19 protein-coding genes are annotated in these 24,536 nt (G+C 50.2%); 7 read left to right on the forward strand and 12 right to left on the reverse strand.

Annotation, left to right across the window (positions count from 1 at the left end; genetic code table 11):
- Nucleotides 1-19: 19 nt before the first annotated feature.
- The 4 genes from FZP57_RS08665 to FZP57_RS08680 are packed head-to-tail and all read right to left on the reverse strand — an operon-like array spanning nt 20 to nt 7,112.
- Nucleotides 20-595 (reverse strand): diacylglycerol/polyprenol kinase family protein, encoded by a 576-nt coding sequence (locus tag FZP57_RS08665; protein ID WP_074359596.1) that lies wholly within the window; start codon nt 593-595, stop codon nt 20-22.
- Between the two features lie 10 nt (nt 596-605).
- Entirely contained in the window at nt 606-2,750 is a 2,145-nt protein-coding gene (gene purL, locus FZP57_RS08670) for a phosphoribosylformylglycinamidine synthase subunit PurL (protein WP_191216264.1), read from the reverse strand.
- A 9-nt stretch (nt 2,751-2,759) separates the two neighbouring features.
- Complete coding sequence (gene ileS / locus FZP57_RS08675) at nt 2,760-5,885, reverse strand: isoleucine--tRNA ligase (RefSeq protein ID WP_074359598.1); 3,126 nt, start codon at nt 5,883-5,885, stop codon at nt 2,760-2,762.
- Between the two features lie 21 nt (nt 5,886-5,906).
- The gene (locus FZP57_RS08680) at nt 5,907-7,112 is read right to left on the reverse strand and encodes a methionine adenosyltransferase (protein WP_191216265.1); all 1,206 of its coding nucleotides are present in this window, start codon (nt 7,110-7,112) and stop codon (nt 5,907-5,909) included.
- A gap of 94 nt (nt 7,113-7,206) precedes the next feature.
- Here FZP57_RS08680 and FZP57_RS08685 point away from each other — a divergent pair, with 94 nt between their 5' ends.
- A complete protein-coding gene (locus tag FZP57_RS08685; protein ID WP_084531295.1) occupies nt 7,207-7,566 on the forward strand; it encodes a DUF192 domain-containing protein in 360 nt (119 codons plus the stop codon).
- A 249-nt stretch (nt 7,567-7,815) separates the two neighbouring features.
- Here FZP57_RS08685 and FZP57_RS08690 read toward each other — a convergent pair whose 3' ends face one another.
- The 7 genes from FZP57_RS08690 to FZP57_RS08720 all read right to left on the reverse strand — a co-directional run bounded on the left by FZP57_RS08690 (nt 7,816) and on the right by FZP57_RS08720 (nt 16,985).
- Complete coding sequence (locus tag FZP57_RS08690; RefSeq protein ID WP_191216266.1) at nt 7,816-8,214, reverse strand: HEAT repeat domain-containing protein; 399 nt, start codon at nt 8,212-8,214, stop codon at nt 7,816-7,818.
- Between the two features lie 211 nt (nt 8,215-8,425).
- Nucleotides 8,426-9,136, reverse strand: coding sequence for a dihydromethanopterin reductase (acceptor) (locus tag FZP57_RS08695; RefSeq protein WP_074359601.1), 711 nt, complete (start codon nt 9,134-9,136; stop codon nt 8,426-8,428).
- Nucleotides 9,137-10,408, reverse strand: a complete 1,272-nt coding sequence (glyA, locus tag FZP57_RS08700; RefSeq protein WP_074359602.1) for a serine hydroxymethyltransferase — start codon at nt 10,406-10,408, stop codon at nt 9,137-9,139.
- 142 nt (nt 10,409-10,550) lie between these two features.
- A complete protein-coding gene (hdrA, locus tag FZP57_RS08705; protein ID WP_074359603.1) occupies nt 10,551-12,527 on the reverse strand; it encodes a H(2):CoB-CoM heterodisulfide ferredoxin reductase subunit HdrA in 1,977 nt (658 codons plus the stop codon).
- 181 nt (nt 12,528-12,708) lie between these two features.
- A complete protein-coding gene (locus FZP57_RS08710) occupies nt 12,709-13,608 on the reverse strand; it encodes an AEC family transporter (protein ID WP_191216267.1) in 900 nt (299 codons plus the stop codon).
- Between the two features lie 28 nt (nt 13,609-13,636).
- Complete coding sequence (radA, locus tag FZP57_RS08715) at nt 13,637-14,572, reverse strand: DNA repair and recombination protein RadA (RefSeq protein ID WP_191216268.1); 936 nt, start codon at nt 14,570-14,572, stop codon at nt 13,637-13,639.
- Nucleotides 14,573-14,606: 34 nt separating this feature from the next.
- A complete protein-coding gene (locus FZP57_RS08720; protein WP_191216269.1) occupies nt 14,607-16,985 on the reverse strand; it encodes a replication factor A in 2,379 nt (792 codons plus the stop codon).
- Nucleotides 16,986-17,283: 298 nt separating this feature from the next.
- Between FZP57_RS08720 and hacA the strand changes: the two genes are divergently transcribed.
- From hacA to mmp11, 6 genes are all read left to right on the forward strand, one after another.
- Complete coding sequence (gene hacA, locus FZP57_RS08725; protein ID WP_191216270.1) at nt 17,284-18,543, forward strand: homoaconitase large subunit; 1,260 nt, start codon at nt 17,284-17,286, stop codon at nt 18,541-18,543.
- An 11-nt stretch (nt 18,544-18,554) separates the two neighbouring features.
- Nucleotides 18,555-19,037: a 3-isopropylmalate dehydratase small subunit gene (locus tag FZP57_RS08730; RefSeq protein WP_074359608.1), complete on the forward strand. Its 483-nt coding sequence runs from the start codon at nt 18,555-18,557 to the stop codon at nt 19,035-19,037.
- 9 nt (nt 19,038-19,046) lie between these two features.
- Nucleotides 19,047-20,027: an isocitrate/isopropylmalate family dehydrogenase gene (locus FZP57_RS08735; RefSeq protein WP_305054991.1), complete on the forward strand. Its 981-nt coding sequence runs from the start codon at nt 19,047-19,049 to the stop codon at nt 20,025-20,027.
- Between the two features lie 4 nt (nt 20,028-20,031).
- Nucleotides 20,032-21,228, forward strand: coding sequence for a cysteine desulfurase (locus tag FZP57_RS08740; protein ID WP_191216272.1), 1,197 nt, complete (start codon nt 20,032-20,034; stop codon nt 21,226-21,228).
- A 95-nt stretch (nt 21,229-21,323) separates the two neighbouring features.
- Nucleotides 21,324-21,740, forward strand: a complete 417-nt coding sequence (ribH, locus tag FZP57_RS08745) for a 6,7-dimethyl-8-ribityllumazine synthase (RefSeq protein ID WP_074359609.1) — start codon at nt 21,324-21,326, stop codon at nt 21,738-21,740.
- Nucleotides 21,741-21,756: 16 nt separating this feature from the next.
- Nucleotides 21,757-22,689: a methanogenesis marker protein 11 gene (gene mmp11, locus FZP57_RS08750; protein WP_191216273.1), complete on the forward strand. Its 933-nt coding sequence runs from the start codon at nt 21,757-21,759 to the stop codon at nt 22,687-22,689.
- Nucleotides 22,690-22,784: 95 nt separating this feature from the next.
- Here the strand turns inward: mmp11 and FZP57_RS08755 are convergent, their stop codons facing one another.
- A complete protein-coding gene (locus FZP57_RS08755; protein ID WP_191216274.1) occupies nt 22,785-24,479 on the reverse strand; it encodes a glycosyltransferase in 1,695 nt (564 codons plus the stop codon).
- Between the last annotated feature and the right edge of the window lie 57 nt (nt 24,480-24,536).

A 24,536-nucleotide genomic window follows, 5' to 3' on the forward strand; every position in this document is an offset into this window, starting at 1 on the left:
ACAGTGAAGGGTATAACAGTTAAGGGGCGCCCATAAGGTGGCCTGAAAGGAGAATGGCGGCTCCTGCGAATACCGGTATGGTGAGGTTATCCTCAACCGGTGTGTATGCCTCCACAAGAGCCCCTGTGACCGCCCCGGTGAGTGCAGGGAGCGGTCCAATGATGAACAGGGCTCCAATGAATCCTGAAAAAGCAAATGCCAGGGACCCCTCAATGCTCTTATCCCTGTTGAAGGGGAGCCTGTGCTTCCCGTATTCCCTGCCTATGATGGTGGAGAATGAGTCGCCCAGGGTGAGTATGAGTATGGCGCCGTTTGCAATGTCCATGCTGAACCCAAAGATCGCATAGGTTACCGCCATTCCCAGGAAGTAGTATATGAAGCCCCTCTCAGAGGTGTTCCTCCTGCATCCCCTGAGGATGCCTGAAAGGAGGGGTATGTAGTGGATCCTGTCTATCCTGAATATTACCTCCCCTGCTGCTGCGGCAAGGACCGATAAAATTAACATCTGAAGGGAGTTTAGGTAGGTTGAAATGATTATGAAGATTATGCCCGATGCATGGATGAGCTGCCTGAAGAACTCCCTTCTGTATTTCAAGAAAACACCTTCAGGTGGACATGTATGATTCAATCACTCCATGATAGGCCCCATGGATCTCCCCTACAGGGATCTCCACATCATCCATCCTCAGGACATCTCCACCTGTTCTTCCTATTACAGCCCATGGAACACCTGAATCCGATAATATTTCCCCTGGATCCTCTGATAACGTCAGTATATACCTTCCATGGGACTCTGAGAAGAGGGCCTCATGGGGATTTCTGAATTCGCCCGGTATCTTCTCTGTATAAATCACGGCACCCATACCAGATTTCAGCGCCATCTCCGCAACCGCCACGGCTATCCCCCCTGCTGAGCAGTCATGGACTGCGGTTACTGAATCACCGTGTTCCTCAATGAGGGATCTTACCGTTTCTGCTGCCTTCACCTCTCCATTTAAGTCCGCTGCCGGGGGTAACCCGTCGACTATACCGTGCACAGATCTCAGGTACTCTGATGCTCCCATCTCAGGTTTAGTCTCCCCTATAATCACAATGTACTCTCCAGGGGCCTTGAATTCAAGGGTCTTTATGTTTTCGAGTCTGAGCTTTCCTGCAACTCCAACCACCGGTGAGGGGTTGACAGTAACGCCCTCTGTTTCATTGTAGAAGCTGACATTACCGCTTATAACAGGCGTGCTGAAGGCCCTGGCCATGTCCGCCATCCCCCCTACACACTCCCTGAACTGCCAGAAAACCTCTGGTTTCTCAGGGTTTCCGAAGTTGAGGCAGTCGACTATGCAGAGGGGCCATGCGCCCATTGAAACAACATTCCTCACGGCCTCTGCAACCGAACCTACCCCTCCACTGTAGGGGTCCATCCTTGTGTGTATGCTGTTGCAGTCAACTGTAAGGGCAACTCCGTTCTCATCATCAACCCTCAGGACCGCGGCGTCATCTCCGGGTTTTACAACGGTCCTTATCTGGACCTCATGGTCGTACTGGCGGTAAACCCATCTCTTGCTTGCAATGTTTGGTGAGGACATCAGCCGAAGCAGAGCCTCCTTCAGGGGAGGGTGCTGGACATCCACGTCCTTAGGTGGTTCATGCGGCTTTCTGGCCTCTCTTTCAACCACTGGCGGGTCAGCGAGGAGTTCCGCCGGGAGGTCAGCTATTATTCTTCCCTTCTCCTCAACCACCATCCGGCCAGTGTCCGTGACCTCGCCTATGACTGCTGCAGGGAGCTCATATTTCCTGCAGATCTCCATGGCCGCTTCAACGTCCTCCTGTTTCATTACGAATATCATTCGCTCCTGTGACTCTGAGAGCATTATCTCGTAGGGTGTCATTCCCTCCTCCCGGAGGGGTATGGTCTCGAGTTCCACCCTGGCACCGTTGTTGCATTTTGCAACCAGTTCTGAGATGCAGCAGGTTAATCCGCCCCCTCCAAGGTCCTTGACCCCTGAGACATCTATCCGGTCCATTATCTCGAAGCTTGCCTCCATAACCATCTTCTTTGTGAAGGGGTCCCCCACCTGGACCGCGGGTCTGTCCTCGAGTTCTGATGAGCTTGTAAGTTCCTCTGATGCGAAGGTAACTCCATGTATACCGTCCCTTCCTGTCCTGCCGCCCATAAGGAGGAAAACTTCCCCGGGGTTCGGGGCCATGCCCCTCTTTATCCTGTCCCTTGGCACCAGGCCCGCGCACATGACATTCACGAGGGGGTTGAACTTGAAGTTATCATCGAATTCAACCTCACCCGCCACTGTCGGGACACCTACACGGTTACCGTAATCTGATATCCCCTTAACAACGTGTTCAAGGAGGTACCTTGATTTCTGGTCCTCAGGGTACCCGAAGCGGAGGGAGTCAAGTAGGGCCACTGGCATGGCACCCATTGATATTATGTCCCTGAGTATTCCGCCTATACCGGTACCCGCCCCTCCATAGGGTTCTATTGCAGATGGGTGGTTGTGGCTTTCAATACCGATTACAAGTGCCAGTTCATCCGTGACTCCAACGACACCCGCATCATCCCCGGGTCCTATTATAACGTTCTCACCCTCAGTGGGGAAGAGTCCGAGGACCGGTCTGCTGCTCTTGTAGGAGCAGTGCTCTGAGAACATTACGTCCAGCATTCCATACTCCAGGGGGTTGGGTTCCCTGCCAAGTTCCTTCCTTATGAATTCCATCTCTGAATCAGTTAAAACCATTTTCACACCCTACAGGGGTTTTATTGATATTATGATGTTTTCATCGGATATCTTCCATTCCTTGGTGTACTCCATCTCGGTGTAATCAAAGGAAAGTTTGCTGGCCCTGACCTCATGTTCTATGAAGTCAGCCATGGGTTCTGTAAGTTCCCTGAAGTCACCGCTAGATTTAACTGCAACCTCTATCCTAGCCTCGACATCAAGGTCAAGGTCCTTCCTCATATCCTGTATTCTCCTTACAAGTTCACGTGCCATTGCCTCGCTCATTATCTCCGGTGTGAGTTTTGTATCAACGAATACGCTCCCACCATCGAACTGTGCGCTTACAATGTCCTCGGGAAGTTCAGTTTCAAATATTACATCCTCAGGACCCAGTTTGATCTCCCTGTCATCCACCCTGAGGGTGAATTCTCCCTCTGATTCAAGGGAGTCCCTGACAGCAGCGCCATCTGCTGATTCAAGCTCCCTCATCACAAGGGGCATGTCACCCCTCAGCCTCGGGCCAAGGGTTGCAGGGTTGGGCTTGGCGATTACCTTCATCTCAGGGAATTCTGTGGCTGTCCTGATGGATTTGGCATTTGCCTGTTCAGCTATAACACTTTTAAGTGACTCGGCCGCCTTCAGAACCTCCTCATCCTCTGATACCACGACTATTTCCCTTACAGGCCACCTTAACTTGTACCGTGCAGAGTCCCTTGCCCTTGCACATGCCTCTATGATCTCACAGACAGTGTCCATGCTGGCTTCAAGTTCCCTGTCCACGACTCCAGGACTTGCCCAGTCAAGCATGTGTATGCTCTCGGGGGAATCGGGTTCGGCGCCCCTCACAAGGTTCTGGTATATGTCCTCTGATATGTGGGGTGCCACCGGGGCAAGGGTTAAGGTGAGGGTTTTCAGCACCCTGTAGAGGGTGTGGTAGGCTGCAAGTTTATCAGGGTCATCCCTCTCCACCCATGTGCGGCTCCTTATGAGCCTGACATACCACCTGCTGAGGTCCTCCACGATGAAGTCATGGAGTTCGCGGGTTGCCCTGTGGAAGTGGAGGTTATCAAGGGCCTCTGTCACCGCCTCCACTGTTGAGTTTATCCTTGAGAGTATCCAGTGATCCTCAACCCTGAATTCAAGGTCATCGGGGTTATGGTCCGTTGGCTGGAACCTGTCGAGGGACATGTAGGTTGTTGAGAAGACGTAAACGTTCCAGAGTATGTTGAACATCTTGTTGATGTTTTTGAGTTCGTCCCATACAAATTTAAGGTCCTCCCAGGGCTTGTTGGCCCAGAGGAGGTAGAATCTGAGGACGTCTGCCCCGTACTTTTCTATGACATCCTCTGGTTCAACAACGTTTCCCAGGGATTTGCTCATCTTCCTTCCTTCCTCATCAAGGGTGAAACCGTGCATCAGCACCCGGCGGTAGGGTGTTTCATCCAGGGCTATGACGCCACAGCCAAGCTGGGAGTAGAACCAGCCTCGGGTCTGGTCATGTCCCTCTGTTATGAAGTCGTAGGGGAACCATTCCCTGAAGAGCTCATCCTCCCGGGGGTAGTGGAGTGAGGCCCAGCCTGCGACCCCCGAATCTATCCATACGTCAAGCACATCGGGTGTCCTCTTCATTCTACCGCCGCACCGGTCGCACTCAAGTATTATGGCATCCACGTGGGGCCTGTGTATGAAGTCCCCCTCAAGTTCTCCCTCAACCGCCCTTTCGCGGAGTTCATCTATTGATCCCACCACGTGTATGCTGTCACATTCCTCACAGACCCAGATGGGGATGGGTATCCCCCAGTACCTCTGCCTTGAAATTGTCCAGTCCCTTGCGTTCTCTATCCAGTTCCTGAATCGGCTCTCCCCTGCCCAGGATGGGATCCACTGGACCCTGTCAAGTTCCTCCAGCATCCGGTCCCTTATTTCGGTTATCTTCAGGAACCACTGCTCTGTTGCAAGGTAGATTATGGGTGTCTTGCACCTCCAGCAGAAACCGTACCTGTGGCTTATTGTCTCAGCCCTCAGGAGAAGTCCCTTTGATTCAAGGTCCTCTATTATCAGGAGGTCCGCATCTTTAACAAAAAGGCCCTCATATTTACCTGCCTCTGGCCTGAATGTCCCTGCCTCATCCACGGGACAGAATACCTCAAGCCCGTACTTCTTACCGACTTCAAAGTCCTCTGGTCCGTGTCCGGGGGCTGTGTGGACGCATCCGGTACCCTCGGTGAGGGTGACGTGTTCGCCGAGGATCACCCTGTGTTCAATGGAGGCATGGTAGGGGACCTCGTCCTGGAGGGGGTGCCTGTAAACCAGGCCTTCAAGTTCACTTCCCCTGACAGTCTTGATGATCTCTGCATCCTCTCCAAGGACCTTCTCCACCAGGGCCTCTGCCATTATGTAGGTCTCGTCTCCCAGGCGTGCATATGCATAGTCAAATTCAGGGTGTACAGAGACCGCCATGTTGGCGGGGAGCGTCCATGGGGTGGTTGTCCATACAAGGATGTAGGTGTCCCCTGTGACCGGGAACTTAACGTATACCGAGGGGTCCTCCTTTTCATGGTAGTCTATCTCTGCAAGGGCAAGGGCTGTTTCACAGCGGGGGCACCATGTGATGACCCTCAGGTCCCTTACAAGGAGGTCCTTTTCATGGGCCCTTTTGAGGGTCCACCAGCATGATTCCATGTAGGCCGGGTCAAAGGTCACGTAGGGGTCATCCCAGTCCATCCAGACCCCTAGTCTCTGGAACTGGGATGTCATGACGGCCTTGTTTTCCACTGCAAATTCACGGCACTTCTTAACGAATTTCTCGATGCCTATTTTGTCCTCAATGTCCTTCTTGCTCTTCACACCCAGTAATCCTTCAACCTTGTGTTCAATTGGAAGGCCATGGGTGTCCCATCCAGGCTGCCTCCTTACATCGAAGCCCCTCATTGATTTGAAGCGAAGGAATGTGTCCTTCATTATCTTGTTCCATGCTGTGCCCAGGTGGATCCTGCCACTGCAGTATGGTGGTCCGTCCAGGAATGAGTACCTGGCTTTATCCTCCCTTAGCTCCTTAACACGTTCGTAGATGTCCCTTTCTTCCCAGAATCTCTGAACCTTCTCTTCGATTATGTGGGGTCTGTAGGATTTCTCGGCTTCCTGGATTGGCATTATATTCTCCCTCAGGTTAATTTAAAATGTCCTCAGCTGGCCCTTAACAAGCATCTCTGTTATATCTGATATGTCCTCCAGCCATGCGTCCATTATACTTGAAACCTTAGGTGTGACCTCCTCCATGGTGTATCCCTCTTCGAGGATTATCTGGGAGGTGGCTGCCTTTGGCTGGTCTATTGGTTTACCTATCTGGCTCAGTATCATTATATGGACCTGTTTAACACCCTCAACAGCCTCGACTATATCTGCAGCCATCTGGTTTGAGAGCAGGTTGTATATTTTACCTACATGGTTTATGGGGTTCTTTCCTGATGTGGCCTCCATTGACATTGGCCTGTTGGGTGTTATGAGGCCATTGGCACGGTTACCCCTTCCAACGGATCCATCGTCTCCCATCTCTGCAGAGGTACCTGTCACGGTGAGGTAGACTGATGGTTCATCATCCTCGCACCGGTCTGCGGTGTTGACAAAGACCTCCAGGTTCCTGTCCGTGATTCCTGATGCCAGCCTGAAGACCTCATCCTTCACCATGGCCTTGATCTCAAGGTATTCGTCAAGGTCCTGGACGTACCTGTCAACCATGGCGCAGGCAACGGTCAGGGTTATGTTATCGTTCTCCCTGAGGCCCATGACCTTTATGTCCTCACCGACTGCAGGGTGTTTCTTCTTGAACTCGGGTGAGTTAAGGAGGTTCTCTGCCTCCATGACTATCCTTTCGGTTTCTGAGAATGGTGCGAACCCTACGCCGAAGGATGTGTCGTTTGAGAGTGGTGAGTCTCCCTTCCTTGCAAATACGTCCCTGAGATCCCCTGAGCCATGCCCTATCTTGCACTCAACAACCGTGCATGTCTCAACATCGAGGTTTATTATGTTCTCCTTGAGGTAATCCTTTGCAGCTGCAATGGCTATTCGGTCGATGCCTATCTTCTCCCCATCAACCTCTGCAACACCCCTGCCTGTCAGGAGTATTTCGATTGGCTTTATAACCTCCCCGCCGCCGAATTCAGGGGCTGATTCACCTGCAGTTATCTGGACCTCATCGGTGTTGTGGTGCATTATTGCCCCGAAACGGTCAAGGTAAGCGTTGCAGAGGGCCCTGCTCACTGATTCTGCTATACCATCACTTATACTGTCAGGGTGCCCTATACCCTTCCTTTCAACTATCTCAACCTTCTGATCCTCAATGGGTGTCTGGTTAAGGGGTTCAACGATAATATTTCTCACAGTGATAACCTCCTGATGAATATGCACAGTAATGGTTTATGGTTTTGAGCTGATTATATAAATAAATATAGACATCCAGTTTCCAGGAGTAATTATGATGAGAAGAGAGGTTATTAATAAGACCAGGGGCACGAGCCTGGGAGAGGTTAGATTTGCAGACACATTCCTGTCCCGCTTCAGGGGACTGATGCTTAAGGGGGAACTTGATGCCGGCCTCGTACTTGAAATACCCACCGGGAGGGGCCGTTATGGGTCGGGTATCCACATGTTCTTCATGAGGATACCGCTTGATGTCGTGTTTGTTGATGAGGATATGAGGGTGGTTGACACCGCAACCCTCAAGCCCTGGCAGATCTACAATCCAGATAAGCCAGCAAGGTATGTTATTGAACTCAGGAAGGGGAGGATAGCTGAATCCATGACAGAAAAGGGTGATGAGATCGAATTCAGATGATCCTGATGTCAAGAAGATCCCATAAACAACACCATCCAACAGAATAAACCCTAATTCCAGGTGCCTGATGTTCTGATGTAGACTCCGTGCAGATGCTGAAGTAAGTTAATATCCCTGGAAGACACACTCCATAACCTGCACATTTACTGAAATAGTGGATTGAAAAACCTTAATAAAATTTCCACTATCTGATAAACTGGACAAATCTAAAGAGAGATAGAGTGATGGATGGCTCAGAGACCATCCAGTCTAACCCCTTCGTTTCATTATCTCCGACACTGCAACCTCTGCCACCTTCCTTACCATTGGGCTCTCATCGTCGAGGAGGGCCTCCAGGGCCTCTATTGAATCCTCATCACCGAGTATTCCAAGGGCAAGGGCGCATGCGTATCTTACACCGGGTTTTTCGTCGTTCAGGTGCTCCAGCAGTGGTTTGACCGCTCTTTCATCATCAAAGGTTGCGAGGGCCAGGGCCGCGGCCTCCCTTACATGGTAATCCTCATCATCAAGGGCCCCTATGAGGGGTTCGACTGCTGCAGGGTCAGCGACCTCGGCCAGGAGCTCAACAGCATCTTCACGCACCACCCAGTCAGGGTTTTTAAGTTCCTCTATGAGAAAATCAATCCTCTTACCATCCAATAATGGCACCCCCTATATTATATTCTCTGTACTTCATTGTCCTTAATAATTTTCAGGTGCTGGGTCAGGAAATCAGAATAAGCCTGCCTTTTCAGGTCAGATGCATAGGTTTTAAGGTTTATATGTCAAAATGATCGAATCTGTGGCTTTGAACTGAACCCAGACATCCCATTGGGTTTAATGTTTATATGTCAAAAAATAATTCTTTTCATGGACGGCATCATTGGACTGTCTCCTGGATGGCCCTGAGGACCATTGAGGGTTCTTCAAGGACATCCACACCCTCCATGGTGGAGAGTTTCCTTGTGTTAAGTATATCAACCTCCCTCATGTGGATGGTTATTATCCTTCCACCTGAGACCGCACCATGGGGACAGGCTGTCCTGCATGCCCCGCATCCGGTGCACCTGAGGAGCCTTATTTCAACTCCAGGGATTATGGCATCGGATGGGCATGCTGCGGCTGCCCTGCATGGTTCACAGCTCCTGCAGAGTTCCAGTTCAAGTTTGGAGGGTAGCACCGTCTCAACATCACCCTCCTCAAGGTCCACCGGCACCACATATACCGGGACGCCCCCCTTACCTGCCTGAGCCACTGCATTGGTCACGAGGGTGTCCGCTATCCCGTGAACCACCTTTGCCACGGTGTTGGAGGTTGCCGGGGAGACCACAAGAAGGTCGTATCTCCCCATGGACAGCCTCCCGGTTACCGGGAAACTGTAGCCCTCCTGGCTTTCATGGATAAGTTCCCTGTAATAACCCCCTGAAAGGCTCCTTACTCTCCCAAAGAGGCCGTACATCTTCAGTACTTCCTCGGCTGCCCCTGAAAGCAGTATGGTCACCTCATGGCCCTCTTCAACTATAGCCTCAAGGACCTCCACACTCTCAAGGAGCAGGTGACCTGCCCCTGTGAATGCCCAGGCAATCCTCATCTACTGAATCTCCATGTACTTGTAGGCCTCTGACTCCTCGAAGGCGTAGTGGACCCTGGTGTAGGAGGACATGAACTCTGAAACCTCATCCTTAACATCTTCACCGTCAATAACAACCCTCTTGATGTACTCTGCGACCGCTTCCATCTCAGGCTCCTTCATTCCCCTCCTTGTTATCTCCTGGGTACCTATCCTTATACCTGATGGGTCGTCTGACCTGTTAACATCATCCCATGGCAGGAGGTTCTTGTTGAGTATTATGTTGTTGGCCTCGAGTCTCTTTGATATCTCGGCTGCCCTCCCGATGTTAGAGACGTCCATGACGACCTGGTGGGACTCTGTGAAGTCAAGGTGCTCGCACAGCACGTTGAATCCAAGTTCATTGAGGGACTCTGCGAGTTTCTTTGCATTTTTGATTATCTGACCCGCATATTCCCTTCCAAATTCAAGCATCTCTGCTGTTGCTATTCCAAGACCAGCCACATGGTGGAGGTGGTGGTTGCTCACAAGGCCAGGGAACACCGCCTCGTCTATGTCACCTGCAAGTTCATCCCTGCAGAGTATTATGCCTCCCTGGGGGCCCGGGAATGTCTTATGGGTGCTTCCAACAAGCATGTCTGCTCCTTCACGGAGGGGGTCCTGGAAGTAGCCGCCTGCAATGAGGCCAAGGACATGGGCGCCGTCATACATTATCCTTGCGCCGACCTCCTCTGCAACCTCAACAGCCTCCTCCACAGGGTGGGGGAAGAGGAAGAGGCTGCCGCCGAAGAGGACTATTTTTGGTTTAACCTCAAGTATCTTCTTTTTCATTGCATCTGCGTCTATGTTCATGTTCTCAAAGTCAAAAGGGTGTGTGTATACTTTGAAGCCCCTGACACCTGCTGCGCTGACGGTGGCATGGGATATGTGGCCGCCGTAGGGGACCTCCATGGCCATTATAGGGTCTCCTACATCTGCAGTTGCAAAGAAGCAGGCTAGGTTCGCCACCACACCGGAGGTTGGCTGGACATTTGCATGCTCCGCCCTGAAGAGCTTCTTTGATAGTTCAATTGTGAGCTCCTCAATCTCATCGATGTACCTGCAGCCCTCATAGAGCCTTTCACCTGGGAGGCCCTCTGCATAACGGTGGGATAGGTCCGAAAGGAGAGCCTCCTTCACCCGTGAGCTCGTTATGTTTTCACTTGCTATGAGGTTGATGCTTGACTCCATCCAGCTGTTATGTTCCTTCATAAGCTGTCTGATATTCTCGGTGTAATCCTGATTGCTGACCATGAAAATCATCTCCATAGGTAAATAGTTGCAATCACAATATAAAAATTGGTGTCAGGTCCCCAAGCTCTGAGGATTCAGAAAGAGAAACTCAAAAAATGAACTGTTAAGAAAGAAATAAAAGGATTTGATGGGATGATCCCATCTATTTTGCCTGTTCGTTTAGTGCAGCTTCGATCTGAGCCATTATCTGCTTTGTTCTGAAGTGCTGCTGGTCCATTGCACCTGATGGGCATGCTGCCACACAGGTACCGCAGCCCTTACAGAGGGCCACGTTAACATTTGCATGGCCTTCCTCGATGCTTATGGCACCGAATGGGCAGAGTTCAATGCAGACCTCACATGCACCGCAGACATCGGAGTCTGTCACGGCGACTATTGGCTCGATCTCCACTTCACCCTTGACCATTGGTATCGCTGCACGTGCAGCTGCACCTGAAGCCTGTGCCACAGCGTCAGGGATGTCCTTTGGACCCTGAGCTACACCTGCAAGGTATACACCGTCTGTCAGGGTGTCAACAGGCCTTAGTTTTGGGTGGGCTTCCATGAGGAAACCGTCTGCAGATTTGGATAGACCTATGGTCTGTCTTAGTTTTTCTGAGCCCTCTGGTGGTACAAGTCCCACACCAAGGACGACCATGTCATAGTCGTACTCTGTGACCTTACCGAGGAGTGTGTCCTCGGATCTCACTGTCAGGGTCAGGTCAGGGTTTTCAATGATCTCGGCAGGTCGTCCCCTGATGAATTTGATTCCGTATTTCTCCTGTGAACGTTTGTAGAACTCTTCGAATCCTTTACCGAAGGCCCTTATGTCCATGTAGTAGAGTGTGACTTCGGTGTCAGGCATCTTGTCCTTGATGAGCTGTGCGTTCTTCATGATGTACATGCAGCAGACACGGGAACAGTATGGTTTTCCTATCTGCTCGTCCCTTGAACCGACACAGTGTATGAAGGCCACCCTCTTAGGTTTCTCACCGTCTGATGGTTTGATGACCTTACCGTCTGTTGGTCCTGAGGCGTTGATCATCCTTTCAAGCTCAAGACCTGTTATGACGTTGGTGTGCCTTCCGTAGCCGTATTCAAGTTTCTCTGTTGGGTCGTATGCATCGTATCCTGTTGCAACGATTATTGTACCGACCTCGATTTCTATCTCTTCTGGTTCCTGGTCGTGTTTTACGGCTCCCCTCTCACAGATCTCATCACAGAGCATGCACTCGATACAGTAGTCCTTGTCTATTGTTGCGCAGAGGGGGACGGCCTGTGGGAATGGTATGTACACTGCCTTGGTCATACCTATTCCTTCGTCGAAGTAGTTTGGCATTTCAATTGGACAGACCTCGACACAGGAACCGCAACCGGTACATAGGTCTTCATCTATGTATCTTGGTTTCTTCTCGATTTTGACCTTGAAGTTACCTATGTAACCGTCAACCTCCTTAACCTCGGCGTAGGTTATGAGTTCAATGTTGTCGTGTTTACCCACGTCCACCATCTTTGGTGCCAGGATACACATTGAACAGTCAAGGGTCGGGAAGGTTTTGTCCAGCTGACCCATTCTTCCTGAGATACTTGGCCTCTTCTCGACCATGTAGGTCTTGAATCCCATGTCAGCAAGGTCAAGGGCTGTCTGTATACCGGCGACACCCCCACCTATGACCAGTGCCTTGTCATCCACGCTGACCTTGGATGCTTCCAGGGGTTCGAGGAGCCTTGCCTTGGCAACAGCCATCCTAACAAGGTCCTTGGCCTTTTCTGTTGCTCCTTCAGGGTCATCCATGTGTACCCATGAGTCCTGTTCCCTGAGGTTTGCGAATTCAAAGAGGAACTGGTTTAAACCTGCCTCCTCAACGCATCTCCTGAAGGTTGGTTCGTGAAGCCTTGGGGAACATGCAGCAACAACAACCCTGTTGAGTCCGAGTTCCTTTATGTCCTTCTGTATTTCAAGCTGACCCGGGTCGGAACAGTAGTATTTGTAGTCCTTTGAAACCACAACATTTGGTAGTTTTGCAGCGTAGTCCCTGACAGCTTCTATATCAACCACACCGCCGATGTTTACACCACAGTGGCAGACATAAACACCGATTTTTGGTTCTTCCATTGTTTCTTTCTTTTCTTCTGCCATTAGATCACCTTGCATAGGGGTATCTAACAATGATAATTAGGTGATGTAAGGTATAGCACTATCATAAATAAAGATTTCTATCAAGAATTTTAAGTAAGCTTTATATAGTATTACATTTTATTCTATTTATTCGGTTTTCTGATGAACATGTTTTATTTTATTAGCTGATTTCATGGAACATTCAGAGCACCATGGTCCAGAGGGGTATCGAGACAAGGGCCAGGGAGGTGCTCATGAATATGCAGGCAGATGTGAGGCCCACGTCAAGTTCATTCTCAATTGCAAGGACGGCCGCCAGCATGGCCGATGGCATGGACGCCTCAAGTATGATTACCGACATTTCAATACCCCTAAATGCCAGGGCACATGCCAGCAGGGCAGCTATCAGGGGTGATAAAACAAGTCGTATAGAACTTACGGCGGCGGCGTCGGTTATGGAATCCCTGAAGAACCTGAAGTTGATGGTTAAACCCAGGGATATCATTATAAGGGGAACCGCTGCGCCTGAAAGGTATCCGAGCACCGTACCTCCCAGGCCCAGGTGGATTCCCAGAAGGTTAAAGGTTATGCCAAGGAGGAATGCCCATAGGGGAGGGAAGAGGATGGTCCTTCGAAGAACCGTTTTCCTGGGGGCTCCCGAGGAAATGGCCAGGGAAAGTCCCAGGAGGGTGAAAAGGATCGTGGTGCCTGTATCATAGAAGATGGCCCGCACAAGTCCCTCGGAACCGAATATTCCAATGGTGACCGGGTAACCAAGGAAGCCTGAATTCATCATGGCTGCGGGTATCACGAGGGACCATGCGGTTCTGGAATCCATGCCCCTGTAGCGGGTCCATGTGAAGGCCATGGCCCCTGATATGAACCCGGTTAATATGCAGACTGCTGGTATGAGCAGGAGATGCGAGATTCCTGCAAGATCTGCCCTGTAGAGGGATGTGAATATAAGGGAGGGTATGGCCACGTTTATGACCACCCTGTTGAGTGGGGTGGCATCCTCCTCCCTGAGAACACCCAGGGACTTCAGGACATAACCTGTCATAACAAGGATTATTATGGAAAAAACAGTTTCAATGGATCCCATTTTACCACAAAAAAATTAAATTGTGGGTTTAATCAACTATACCTGCTGTGGTTATCTTGAATACGCATTCACCCTCAGGGAGGTGGGGGCTGTCAACGAGTCTTGCTATCCTCTTACCTGCAAGTCCCTTCTTGAGCCATATACGGTATGTTGCTGCGTGGCCAAGGACGTGACCGCCTATGGCCTTGGTGGGGCTGCCGAAGAACGCGTCAGGCCTTGCCTGAACCTGGTTGGTTACAAATACTGCGGCGTTGTAGGTGTTTGCAATGTTCTGGAGGGTGTGGAGGTGCTGGTTAAGTTTCTGCTGGCGTGTGGCAAGGGCCTCCCTTCCCACATACTCTGCCCTGAAGTGGGCTGTTAGGGAGTCCACAATAACCAGGCGTATGTTTTTACCCTCCTGTATGAGCTCGTTGACCTTCTCTGCCATGAGGATCTGATGGCTGGAGTTGAAGGCCCTTGCAATGTGTATCTTGTTAAGAACCTCCTCAAGGTCCAGTTCAAAGGCGTTTGCTATCTGTTCTATTCTCTCGGGCCTGAAGGTGTTCTCTGTGTCTATGAAGACCGCCTCGGCATCAAGCCCTCCCTTATCCTCAGGTAGCTGGACCGTGACTGCCAGTTCATGTGAAAGCTGGCTTTTACCTGACCCGAATTCGCCGAAAACTTCGGTGATGGCCTGGGTCTCTATCCCGCCGCCTATGAGTTCATCAAATGCCTTGCTCCCTGTTGTTATCCTTCCAACGTCCTTCCGGCGCTCCATCACATCAAAGGCGGTTTCGAAGTCTATCTTCTCAGCCCTTCGCGCCGCCTCTATTACCTTCTCAGCTACCCCCTCACCGATCTCTGCCTTTACAGATAATTCCTTGGCGGTGGCTGTTGCAAGACGCATCATATCGCCGAAACCCGCGTCCCTTAACTTCTGGGCTGTTTTAGCCCCTACATTTGGTAGATCTTCAAGTTCAACCATTTCAATCTCCCTTTAACATTCAGTCAGATAATCATCAGAGTTCAATATTCACAACCTTCCTCGGGATGAATCTAAGCTCCTCATTGTATTCATCGAACTCCGCGTTCCCTATAACCGTTACGGTGGCGCCGTTAAGATCCTCGACACGCTCCTGAAGTGCTGATTCATCTGCGGACCTGTTTATAGTATCAACAACCTCCCTTGTAGTCATCCCCAGGACCTTTTCAGCCTCCCTTCCAAAGAAGATCGTCCTTATCTCTCCGGTATCATCGCTGATCCATCCGGGGATCATCAGGAGGTACCTTGGTTCATCAACAAGTTCTCCGCAGAAGTTACATATGTTCTCCTCATTCATATCAAGCCTCTCATTACACGAAGGGCATTTCACAGAGAGTATGCGTCCCCCGTACATTTCATTGAGCTCCCCCCTGATCATGACGTTCCTTGACTCATCATCAAGGTCCTCAATGTTTTTCAGAGGGTAGAGTATCTCCTGGAGCTCCTCAAAGGATGGCAGGAGCTTCATATCCCTTTCAGTGGCTGCCTCGATTCTTGAACTTCTTCCTATGCTGAGTTCAAGTCTGCCTCCACCCATATCATCCCTGTAGATTACCCTCGGATTCTCTATCTTGACAGGGTCTCCTATGCTGAGGGGCATCTCAGCCTTCTCATCCCATAGGCTTGCCCTTATTGAGCCGGTGTCATCTGCAAATTCAACCGTCCTCACCATTCCTGGAGTTCCATCACCCCTCTGGAATTCCTTTGGATCGAAGAGGTCAATGACCCTTGCAACTATCCTTATGTCGGTGTTGTCCTCTTCAAGTTCATCTATCTTCTTTGTTGTGTAGAGCATTTCTTCAAGCTCCTCAAAGGATGGTAAATCCTGAATGTCCTCCGGGAGTGGCTCAGTAATCCTTGTTGTTCTTCCAGCGCTGAGTTCAACGCTGTATAGACCAAACCTGATTCTTGCGTTCTCAATTCTTATGGCGTCCCCGATGTTCAGGGGCTTTTGAGCCTTCTCGTTCCAGAGGCTGACCCTTATTTTGCCTGTTTCATCGGCAAGTTCCATTGACCTTACGATTCCTGTGCCGTCTTCCCTCTCAAATTCCCTTGGATCTGTGAGGCTGAATATGCGGCCTACAACATCAACCTCCTCTCCTTCATCCTCAATTTCAAGTACCTGTGATATCTTCAATGGCCTCAGGTGCTCCCTGTACTCCTCAAGGAGCCTCAGGAGTGACTCGTCGGATTTGGGGTTGATGGTTATCCTTGTATTGAAGTTGGTGTTTATGCGGTAGGAGTTGCTGTATTCATCAAACTCCACCCTTGCCCCTGATATTTTAACGATGTCCCCCTTGTTTATCTTCAGGAAGGCGTCATCATTCCAGAGGGTTACCCTTGCAGATCCTGTGTCGTCTGTGACCTCAACTGACCTCAGGGAGCCTGTTGTGCCATCGTTCCTCTCAAATTCTATCGGCTCATAGACCCTTGTTACCAGTCCAATCACGGTGACGCCGTCCTTCTCATGGAGGTCCCCTATCTTCATTATCTCCTCCCTGACTTCAGGGACATCGTAGTCGCCCCTGATTATCCTTGTGGTGCTTGTGTGGGTGAGTGTCACGCTGTCATCACGTCTCCTTGTCTGGGCCCCCAGTATCTTTACGGCGTCTCCCTCTTCAAGTCCCAGTTCCTCTATGAGGTTAACATCATTGTTCCAGAGGGTGTAGGTTGTTGAACCTGTGGAGTCAAGCAGTTCAAGTGTAACAAATTTACCATCCCTTCCATCCCTCTCAAAGGTCCTTACACGGGATATTCCCCTGATCCTTGCAATGACATTAACCTCCTCGTCCTCAACAAGTTCCCCTAAAGGTGTGATCTCCTCGGTGTATTCAGGGAATTCAGGGAAATCTGAGGGGTCCAGGACTTCAACCGTGGATCTTGGCATCAGATGGGCCTCCTTCCTGCCTCCGAAGCCGCCCTTTACGTTCACATCCCTTATCCTTATCACGTCGCCCTCACTGAATTTCTTCAGGAACTTGATGTTCTCTGTCCAGAAAACCGTCCTGATTTCCCCTGTGTCATCTGCAAGGATTACGTTTGTGAGTTTACCATCCTTTCCCTTCCTTGTGGTGAAGGTCCTTGGACTTGATATCCTCATGACCCTCCCGGTCAATGGTGTGCTGGCACCCTCCTCGAGTTTGGATATTTTATCCAGCCTGTGTTCGGGTTTCTCTGAGATGAGTTCATTTTCATCCCTGAGGATCTCATCTGTTATCATTGTGGCGATTGAGAGTTCATCCATGAACCCAACATCATCAAGTTCCTGTTTCCTCTTCTCTATGCGTTCCTGAAATTCTTCAAGGGACATTCTGTCCTTAATCTTCTGGTATTCCCTTTTTATTTCTTCCTTCATTTGGGTCCCTCACTTGATTAATAATATAATGCTGCATCCATTAATATAGGCTTGGTGAGCTACTGGAATAAGTATTAATTTATATTTAAATATTATTATCAAAGTATTTATATTGCTCGGCTAAAAATATTAGATTAAAATTCGTCCGAGTTTTTAGTATGATGCCAGAATACACCATTCCAGTGAACAGATGGGTACATTCAGATCCCATTGGATCTCTAATTCTGCCAGGTCTCCTTCCAGATGATTTGCTGGAAATTTTATGATCACCTTCACCACCTTTAAAGGAGGATAATAGATGTCTATGACTGTTTCTGAGAAGATACTTGCAAATGCTTCCGGTGAAAAGGAAGTGGAAGCCGGTGAAATAGTAATGGCAGATATAGATGTTGCCATGACCCATGACCTCACAGGGCCCCTTTCGGTTGAATCCTTTGAAAGGATAAGGGCAGATAGGGTCTGGGACCCTGAAAGGATCGTTGTAATATTCGACCATCAGGTGCCTGCAGACTCAATTGAAGCCGCCAGGAACCATATGATAATGAGGGACTTTGTAAGGAAACAGGGGATAGGAAACTTCTACGACGTCCGTGAAGGGGTGTGTCACCAGGTGCTCCCTGAAAAGGGTCACGTGGTGCCGGGCGAGGTTGTGGTGGGCACAGATTCCCACACCTGCACCCACGGAGCCCTGGGGGCCTTTGCAACAGGTATAGGGTCAACCGACATGGCGATGGTATTTGCAACAGGTAAACTCTGGTTCAGGGTCCCTGAAACCCTCAGATTTGAAATAACAGGGTCACTGCCAGAGCACGTCTATGCAAAGGACGTTGTCCTGAACATCATAGGCCGTGTGGGTGCAGACGGGGCCACCTACATGGCATGCGAGTTTGCAGGTGAAACCGTTGCAGAGATGAGCGTATCCGACAGGATGGTGCTCTCCAACATGGCAATAGAAATGGGTGGAAAGACAGGGATAGTGGAACCCGACGAAAAAACCATCAGATACGTTGAAAAAAGGTCGGGTAAACCATACAGGGTCTTTAAAACCGATAAGGATGCGGCATCACTCAGGGTGATGGATATTGATGTCAGTGAACTTGAACCGCAGGTTTCATGTCCCCACAACGTTGACAACGTGAAACCCGTCAGTGAAGTTGAGGGGACAGAGATAGACCAGGTATTCCTTGGCTCATGTACAAATGGAAGGCTCAGCGACCTCAGGGATGCTGCAGGGATACTGAAAAACAGGAAGGTCTCTGATGATGTGAGGATGCTTGTCATACCCGCATCAAGGGAGGTTTACCGCCGCGCCCTTGAGGAGGGACTCATGGAGATCTTCGTGGATGCAGGGGCACTTGTATGCAACCCCTGCTGCGGTCCATGCCTTGGAGGACATGTGGGCCTGGTGGGGCCTGGTGAGGTGAGCCTCTCCACATCAAACAGAAACTTCAGGGGGAGGCAGGGCAGCCCCGAAGCCGAAGTATACCTTTCATCGGCGGCTGTTGCAGCAGCATCCGCAGTTAAAGGAAAAATCACCCACCCAGCAAACATCAAATAGGAGGTTTAAAGATGAAAGGAAAGGTCTGGAAATTCCCTGATGACGTTGATACAGACATAATAATCCCCGGGCGGTACCTTGTTATAAGGGACCCTGAAAAACTTGCAGAACATGTCATGGAGGGTCTTGACCCTGAATTCCCATCAAAGGTCAGGCCCGGTGACTTCATAGTTGCAGGTAAAAACTTTGGATGCGGATCATCAAGGGAACACGCACCCCTGGCACTCAAGGGTGCTGGTGTGGCGGCCGTTATTGCAGAATCCTTTGCAAGGATATTCTACAGGAACGCCATAAACGTCGGCATACCCCTCCTTGAAGCCCCGGGGATAACGGATGAGCTTGAAGAGGGTGATGAAATCGAGGTCGATCTTGAAAGGGGCGTCATAATCAGGGATGGGGAAGAATTCCCATTCAAGAAGCTGCCTGATTTCATGCTGGAGATACTTGAAAGCGGGGGGCTCATACCCTACCTCAAAAGGGGTGGAGAACTGTAGGTGATGGAGATGAAGATAGCGGTTATACCCGGTGATGGCATTGGCGGTGAGGTTATGGATGCTGCCCTCACCGTGCTGGATGCCCTTGACCTTAACCCTGAACTCATCATGGCAGATGCAGGAGACGACTGCCTCGAGAGAACAGGGACCCCCCTGCCTGATGAAACCCTTGAGGCGGTGGGTGAGGCTGATGCAACACTGTTCGGAGCTGCAGGTGAAAGCGCCGCTGATGTAATAGTTAAACTTCGACGTGAATTCGGCCTTTTTGCGAATTTAAGGCCTGTAAGGTCTCTTCCAGGGGTTCAGTGCCTTTATCCGGACCTGGATTTTGTGATTGTCCGTGAGAACACCGAGGATCTCTATGTTGGTGATGAGGAGTACACGTCTGATGGTGCTGTTGCAAGGCGTGTTATAACCAGGGCTGCCTCCGAGAGGATTGTGAGGTTTGCCTTTGATTACGCGGTGGGTGATGGCCGCGGCGGTGTTACGGCCGTCCATAAGGCCAACGTCCTCAAGAAGACAGACGGCATATTCAGGGAAGTCTTCTACGAGGTCGCCTCCAGTTACCCCCAGGTGGAGGCCAATGACTACTATGTGGATGCCACAGCCATGTACCTCATCACACAGCCCCATGAATTCGATGTCATCGTCACAACCAACATGTTCGGAGACATACTCTCAGACGAAGCCGCAGCCCTGGTCGGAGGCCTCGGAGTAGCACCATCAGCAAACATAGGCGAAAAAAACGCCATATTCGAACCAGTACACGGATCAGCACCACAAATAGCCGGAAAAAACATAGCCAACCCCACAGCAATGATACTATCAACAGCACTCATGCTAAAACACCTCAAAAAACCACAAGAAGCCCAGAAAATACAGGAAGCACTTGAAGAAACACTCCGGAATGGACTTGTAACCCCGGACCTTGGTGGTGATCTTGGAACAGATGAAATGGCCAGGGAAATAGCCAGGAGAATTGAAGGGTGATCTTATGCTGGTGGAGGATGTCAGGTCTGATATACCCCTCCTTGAGGACCATGTTTACCTTGACGCCGCAAGCACAACTCCCACACCGCTTCCTGTTGTGAGGGCAATGGAGGAGTACTTCCTCTCCTACAATGCAAACACAGGTAGGGGTGCCTACTCCCTTCTTGTAAGGGCCACTGAAAGGTTGAATGAAGCCCGTTCAAAGGTCGCAGGCTTCATAAATGCCTCAGCAGATGAAATCATATTCACAAAGAACACCTCGGAGGCAATAAACATTGTAGCCGGTGGCCTGCGGTTCAGGAGGGGTGACTCGGTGGTTGTCCCCAACATCGAGCACCACTCAAACTTCCTTCCCTGGTTGAGGCTCAGGAAGATGGGAGTGGATGTGAGGGTTGTCAGGGCTGATGAGACTGGAGTTGTGGACCCATCCGTTATTGAGGACGCGGTTGATGATACAACGAGACTTGTTACGGTAACCCACATATCCAATGCGCTTGGTTCGGTGCAGGAGGTGGAGGAGATAGGCAGTATAGCCCATGAGCACGGCGCCCTCTACCTTGTGGACGCTGCCCAGTCCATAGGGCACATGGAAGTTGATGTTAAAGGGATAGGTGCTGATTTCGCAGCATTCCCCGGGCACAAGGGGACCATGGGGCCCGTTGGAACCGGCTTCCTGTACTGTAACAGGGAATGTATCGATGAACTTGAACCCTTCAGCCTTGGAGGCGGCACCGTCCTGGATGTATCAGAGGATGAATACGTCCTTGAAGAATTTCCGGCAAGATTTGAGGCCGGAACCCTTAACATTGCAGGTTTCATTGGCCTCGGGGCATCCATAGACTACATGAACCGTATAGGGATTGGCAGAATAGAGAAACACACCATTAAACTTACAGAGAAACTCTACAGTGAACTATCATCCATTGACAGGCTCGAGTGCTACGGTGACCCCCAAAACATTTATGGTATCCTTTCATTCAACATAGATAACATGGATCCCCACGACGTTGCAAAGCTCCTCGATGAAACCGCCGGCATCTGTGTTAGAAGCGGACACCACTGCGCAATACCTGCAATAAAGCACCTGGGGCTCCATGAAATGGGAGGCACGGTGAGGGCATCCATACACTACTATAACACAGAAGAGGAGATAGAATTACTCGCAGAAACCCTTAATGAAATATCATTACTGGGGGTTTGACCATGAACAAGGCTCAGGTAATAGCAATATTTATAGTAATAATAATGGTCCTAAGTACCGTTGCAGCTGCATTTATACTCTAAGGAGGAATCAGTATGGTTGAAGTTAGAATAGGGGCTGTTGTAGCCGAATTTAACTATGACATAACGCACATGATGCTTGAACTTGCCAGGGAGCATGCTAAATTCCTGGACTCTGAGATAACAAAGGTTATCCCTGTCCCGGGAGTCTTTGACATGCCCCTTGCAATAAAGAAGCTCCTCATGGATGATGAAATCGACGCGGTCATCACCCTGGGAGCCGTGATAGAGGGCGCCACCGACCATGACCAGATCGTTGTACAGCACGCTTCACGTAAAATAGCCGACCTGGCCCTTGAATATGATAAACCAGTTGCCCTGGGAATATCAGGTCCAGGGATGACAAGGCTTGAAGCCCACCAGCGTGTTGAATACGCTAAAAGAGCTGTTGAAGCTGCTGTTAAAATGCACAGAAGACTTAATGAATTCTGATCCCTGGAGAAGTTCCATGGAAATCCTCAAACCCTCTGATCTCAGGGAAAGGTTCAGGGACCCCTGGATATCACCCTACCGGAAGGTCATCACCATGGTGGACGGTGACCTTGTTGAGATAGTCGAGTATCACCCCTGCGTTTCAGGTTCGGAGTGGATGATATACCAGTACAGCCGCTCCAGTAAATTAATAGAAAGCGCCAGGAGGGACAGTAACAGACACACCTACATTGCAAGGACCGGTAAAGCTCCCCTGGAACTTAAAGCTAGTTTAAACGCTGCAGGGATCGAGGAGGTCCGTGTTGAGGGTGACGAGGTCCGTGTGGTGCATGCGGGTCTTGCAGGTGCAGGTGTTGGTGCTGCAATGTGCCGTGGCATGGCAGAGGGTGTTAAAAGGGTTGAGCTCTATGATGTGGGTGGAGGATCAAGGGAGGGCCGGGCTGCTGTTATAACACCACGGCTCGAGAAGGTGGTCATAGGAATAGATGACACCGACACCCCCGCTGAAGGTGCAACCTGGACCCTTGCAAACAATATGGGGCTCAGGCTCCAGGAGGAGGGCTTTGAATACCTGGACCATGTGACGGTCCAGCTCTACCCCCACAACCCCCACAAGACCCAGAACTGCGTATCAGTTGCCCTGGCCTTTGGGGTTGACCCCGGAAGGAAGGAACATCTTATTGATAAAGCAGCGAGACTCCTTGAAAAGAGCACCCTATCAGATAAAACAGCCATGGCTGTTCTGGAGGGCATAAGGGTCCCTGGAGAACTCAGAGAGTATTCCATGAATGCCAAGAAACGCCTCATGGAGGTTGAAGAAGCTGAAAGTGTTGCAGAAGCCCTGGGGATAGAGCTCATTGAGATAACCGGGTCTCAGGGAAAGATAGGAGCCCTAGCAGCCCTTGGCCTCTACAATGACCCTCAGGAGGCTGCAAGGGTCTACTACTGATTGGATTTTCCGGGTTGTGCCCCGGAACTCCATCATAACAGGGGCTCCATCATGGTATCACTTTTGAAAGCTAAAACCCCAACAGCAGAAGAAATTTAAAGCCATATGTTGAGGAATCTGCCCTCCGATGATGATGCAAAGAGCATGTCGCTTGGAAGGGTTCCAAGGACCTCAACCTTCACCACATGCCTGCCCCAGTAGACAGTGTAGTTGGCGGCTTCATCAGAGAACATGATCCTCCGGACGGGCACACCATTTATATAGATGGTGTATGCTCCCTTCTTCATTACCCCCGAGGTTTCGGCCACCTTAACCCCATCAACAAGGACTCTGACCTGTCTTCCAGGAGCCTCATCGGTCTGGATAATCACACCATTAAGGACCGTGATGTTTGATTCTGAAATGTTCCTCATGGCATAGACACCATTGAAAACCTTCCTCAGGTTACCATCCTGGATCACGTCACCTGCATTCAGCTGGAGGGCTTCCCTTGCATCAAGGGGCATCCTCATTATGTTGCCCTCCCCCTGCCTTGTCCTGTTGAGGGTGTAGGTCTCATTGGCTATGAATAGGCGGTCACCGTAGTTGAGGCCAAGGGTCTTTATCGCCTCCTCAGGGATTCTTATGGTGCCGTTCTCATTTTCAAGGGCGCTGTCAACGGTGTAGGGGCCCCGCACATCAAAAGTCCTGTTATCCTGACTCTTTTTCCATATTATAAGGTTTCCTGATGTGGGCTCAATGGATATCTTACCATCATCAACATGGACCGCGCCCAGGAGGGTTGATATCATTGCAATAAGGATCAGGCCGGATACGAGTATGGGGAAGTGCATGTAGATGAAGGACCTTACCGCCTGAACCTTGCCTGTTGATCGTCTGAACACGTACACCGATCTTCTGATGAGGCTTAAGAGATAATAAACTGCAACTATGAGCCCTGCAACGGCTATGACCACCCCCGCCATGGCAGGAATGGCCCTTATAAAGAATATGCTGAAAACACCCAGTGTTGTGAGTGAAAGCCCCAGTATACACATCCTTATGGCTTTACCCATGGAATCCATCATTGTTATCCTTCCATAGGCAAGCGCCCTGTCAACTATTGTCCTCACAACTTCATTGGCGACAAGGTTGAGGTCAGAGAGGCTGGCCATATCATGCTTTATGGTTCCGATGTCAACCTCCCTCACTGTAAGGCCCATTACATCTGCGTCGAGGACTATTCCCACATCAACACCATAGTCCTCCTCAAACTTCATTTTCTCAAGCACGGATCTCCTGGCAGCGAACTGGCCGCTCAGGGGCTGTTCAAATTTTATTTCAGGGAAGAAAAAATTTAAAAGTGGTTTAGCTGTTAATTCCGTCACCCTTCCTGCCTTTCGCCTGAACCTGGTCTTTGTAAGGTCTGCCTTACCCCTCAGGATGGGCTTTATCATCTTCTCCAGTTTCTCTGTTGTCATGTTCTTAAGGTCAGCATCCACAAAGGCCACTATTTCCCCCTTTGAATGTTTGAAGCCCGTTCTGAGGGCAGCTCCCTTACCCCTGTTACTGGTATGCCTTATAACCTTTGCACCTGCATTTTCTGCGACTTCTGCTGTGCTGTCTGTGGAGCCATCATCCACCACTATGACCTCTGTGACCATATCAGAGTTTCTGGCTGCCTCAACAACCTCTGCAACAGTCTTTTCTTCATTGAATGCGGGTATTACCACCGAGACTGACAGGTTATCTGTGATCCCTCTTTTCAGTGCGCAGAGGAGGAAGACCATTATAAGAATAAGCCATGACATCGCTACACCCTTCTGAATCTCTATATCTCCTATTGGTCCCATTTCATTTATAAATTG

The organism is Methanothermobacter sp. THM-1 (genome assembly GCF_009914355.1).
GTDB classification, from domain to species: domain Archaea; phylum Methanobacteriota; class Methanobacteria; order Methanobacteriales; family Methanothermobacteraceae; genus Methanothermobacter; species Methanothermobacter wolfei.

Bases quoted from the DNA above. Each gene is read 5' to 3' on its own strand.
- mmp11 (WP_191216273.1), top strand. From the start codon at position 21,757: ATGGAAATCCTCAAACCCTCTGATCTCAGGGAAAGGTTCAGGGACCCC.
- radA (WP_191216268.1), bottom strand. From the start codon at position 14,572: ATGGTTGAACTTGAAGATCTACCAAATGTAGGGGCTAAAACAGCCCAG.
- ribH (WP_074359609.1), top strand. From the start codon at position 21,324: ATGGTTGAAGTTAGAATAGGGGCTGTTGTAGCCGAATTTAACTATGAC.
- glyA (WP_074359602.1), bottom strand. From the start codon at position 10,408: ATGGTCAGCAATCAGGATTACACCGAGAATATCAGACAGCTTATGAAG.
- FZP57_RS08720 (WP_191216269.1), bottom strand. From the start codon at position 16,985: ATGAAGGAAGAAATAAAAAGGGAATACCAGAAGATTAAGGACAGAATG.
- FZP57_RS08735 (WP_305054991.1), top strand. From the start codon at position 19,047: ATGAAGATAGCGGTTATACCCGGTGATGGCATTGGCGGTGAGGTTATG.
- FZP57_RS08710 (WP_191216267.1), bottom strand. From the start codon at position 13,608: ATGGGATCCATTGAAACTGTTTTTTCCATAATAATCCTTGTTATGACA.
- hacA (WP_191216270.1), top strand. From the start codon at position 17,284: ATGTCTATGACTGTTTCTGAGAAGATACTTGCAAATGCTTCCGGTGAA.
- FZP57_RS08695 (WP_074359601.1), bottom strand. From the start codon at position 9,136: ATGAGGATTGCCTGGGCATTCACAGGGGCAGGTCACCTGCTCCTTGAG.
- purL (WP_191216264.1), bottom strand. From the start codon at position 2,750: ATGGTTTTAACTGATTCAGAGATGGAATTCATAAGGAAGGAACTTGGC.
- hdrA (WP_074359603.1), bottom strand. From the start codon at position 12,527: ATGGCAGAAGAAAAGAAAGAAACAATGGAAGAACCAAAAATCGGTGTT.
- FZP57_RS08730 (WP_074359608.1), top strand. From the start codon at position 18,555: ATGAAAGGAAAGGTCTGGAAATTCCCTGATGACGTTGATACAGACATA.
- FZP57_RS08740 (WP_191216272.1), top strand. From the start codon at position 20,032: ATGCTGGTGGAGGATGTCAGGTCTGATATACCCCTCCTTGAGGACCAT.
- FZP57_RS08685 (WP_084531295.1), top strand. From the start codon at position 7,207: ATGATGAGAAGAGAGGTTATTAATAAGACCAGGGGCACGAGCCTGGGA.
- FZP57_RS08755 (WP_191216274.1), bottom strand. From the start codon at position 24,479: ATGTCATGGCTTATTCTTATAATGGTCTTCCTCCTCTGCGCACTGAAA.
- ileS (WP_074359598.1), bottom strand. From the start codon at position 5,885: ATGCCAATCCAGGAAGCCGAGAAATCCTACAGACCCCACATAATCGAA.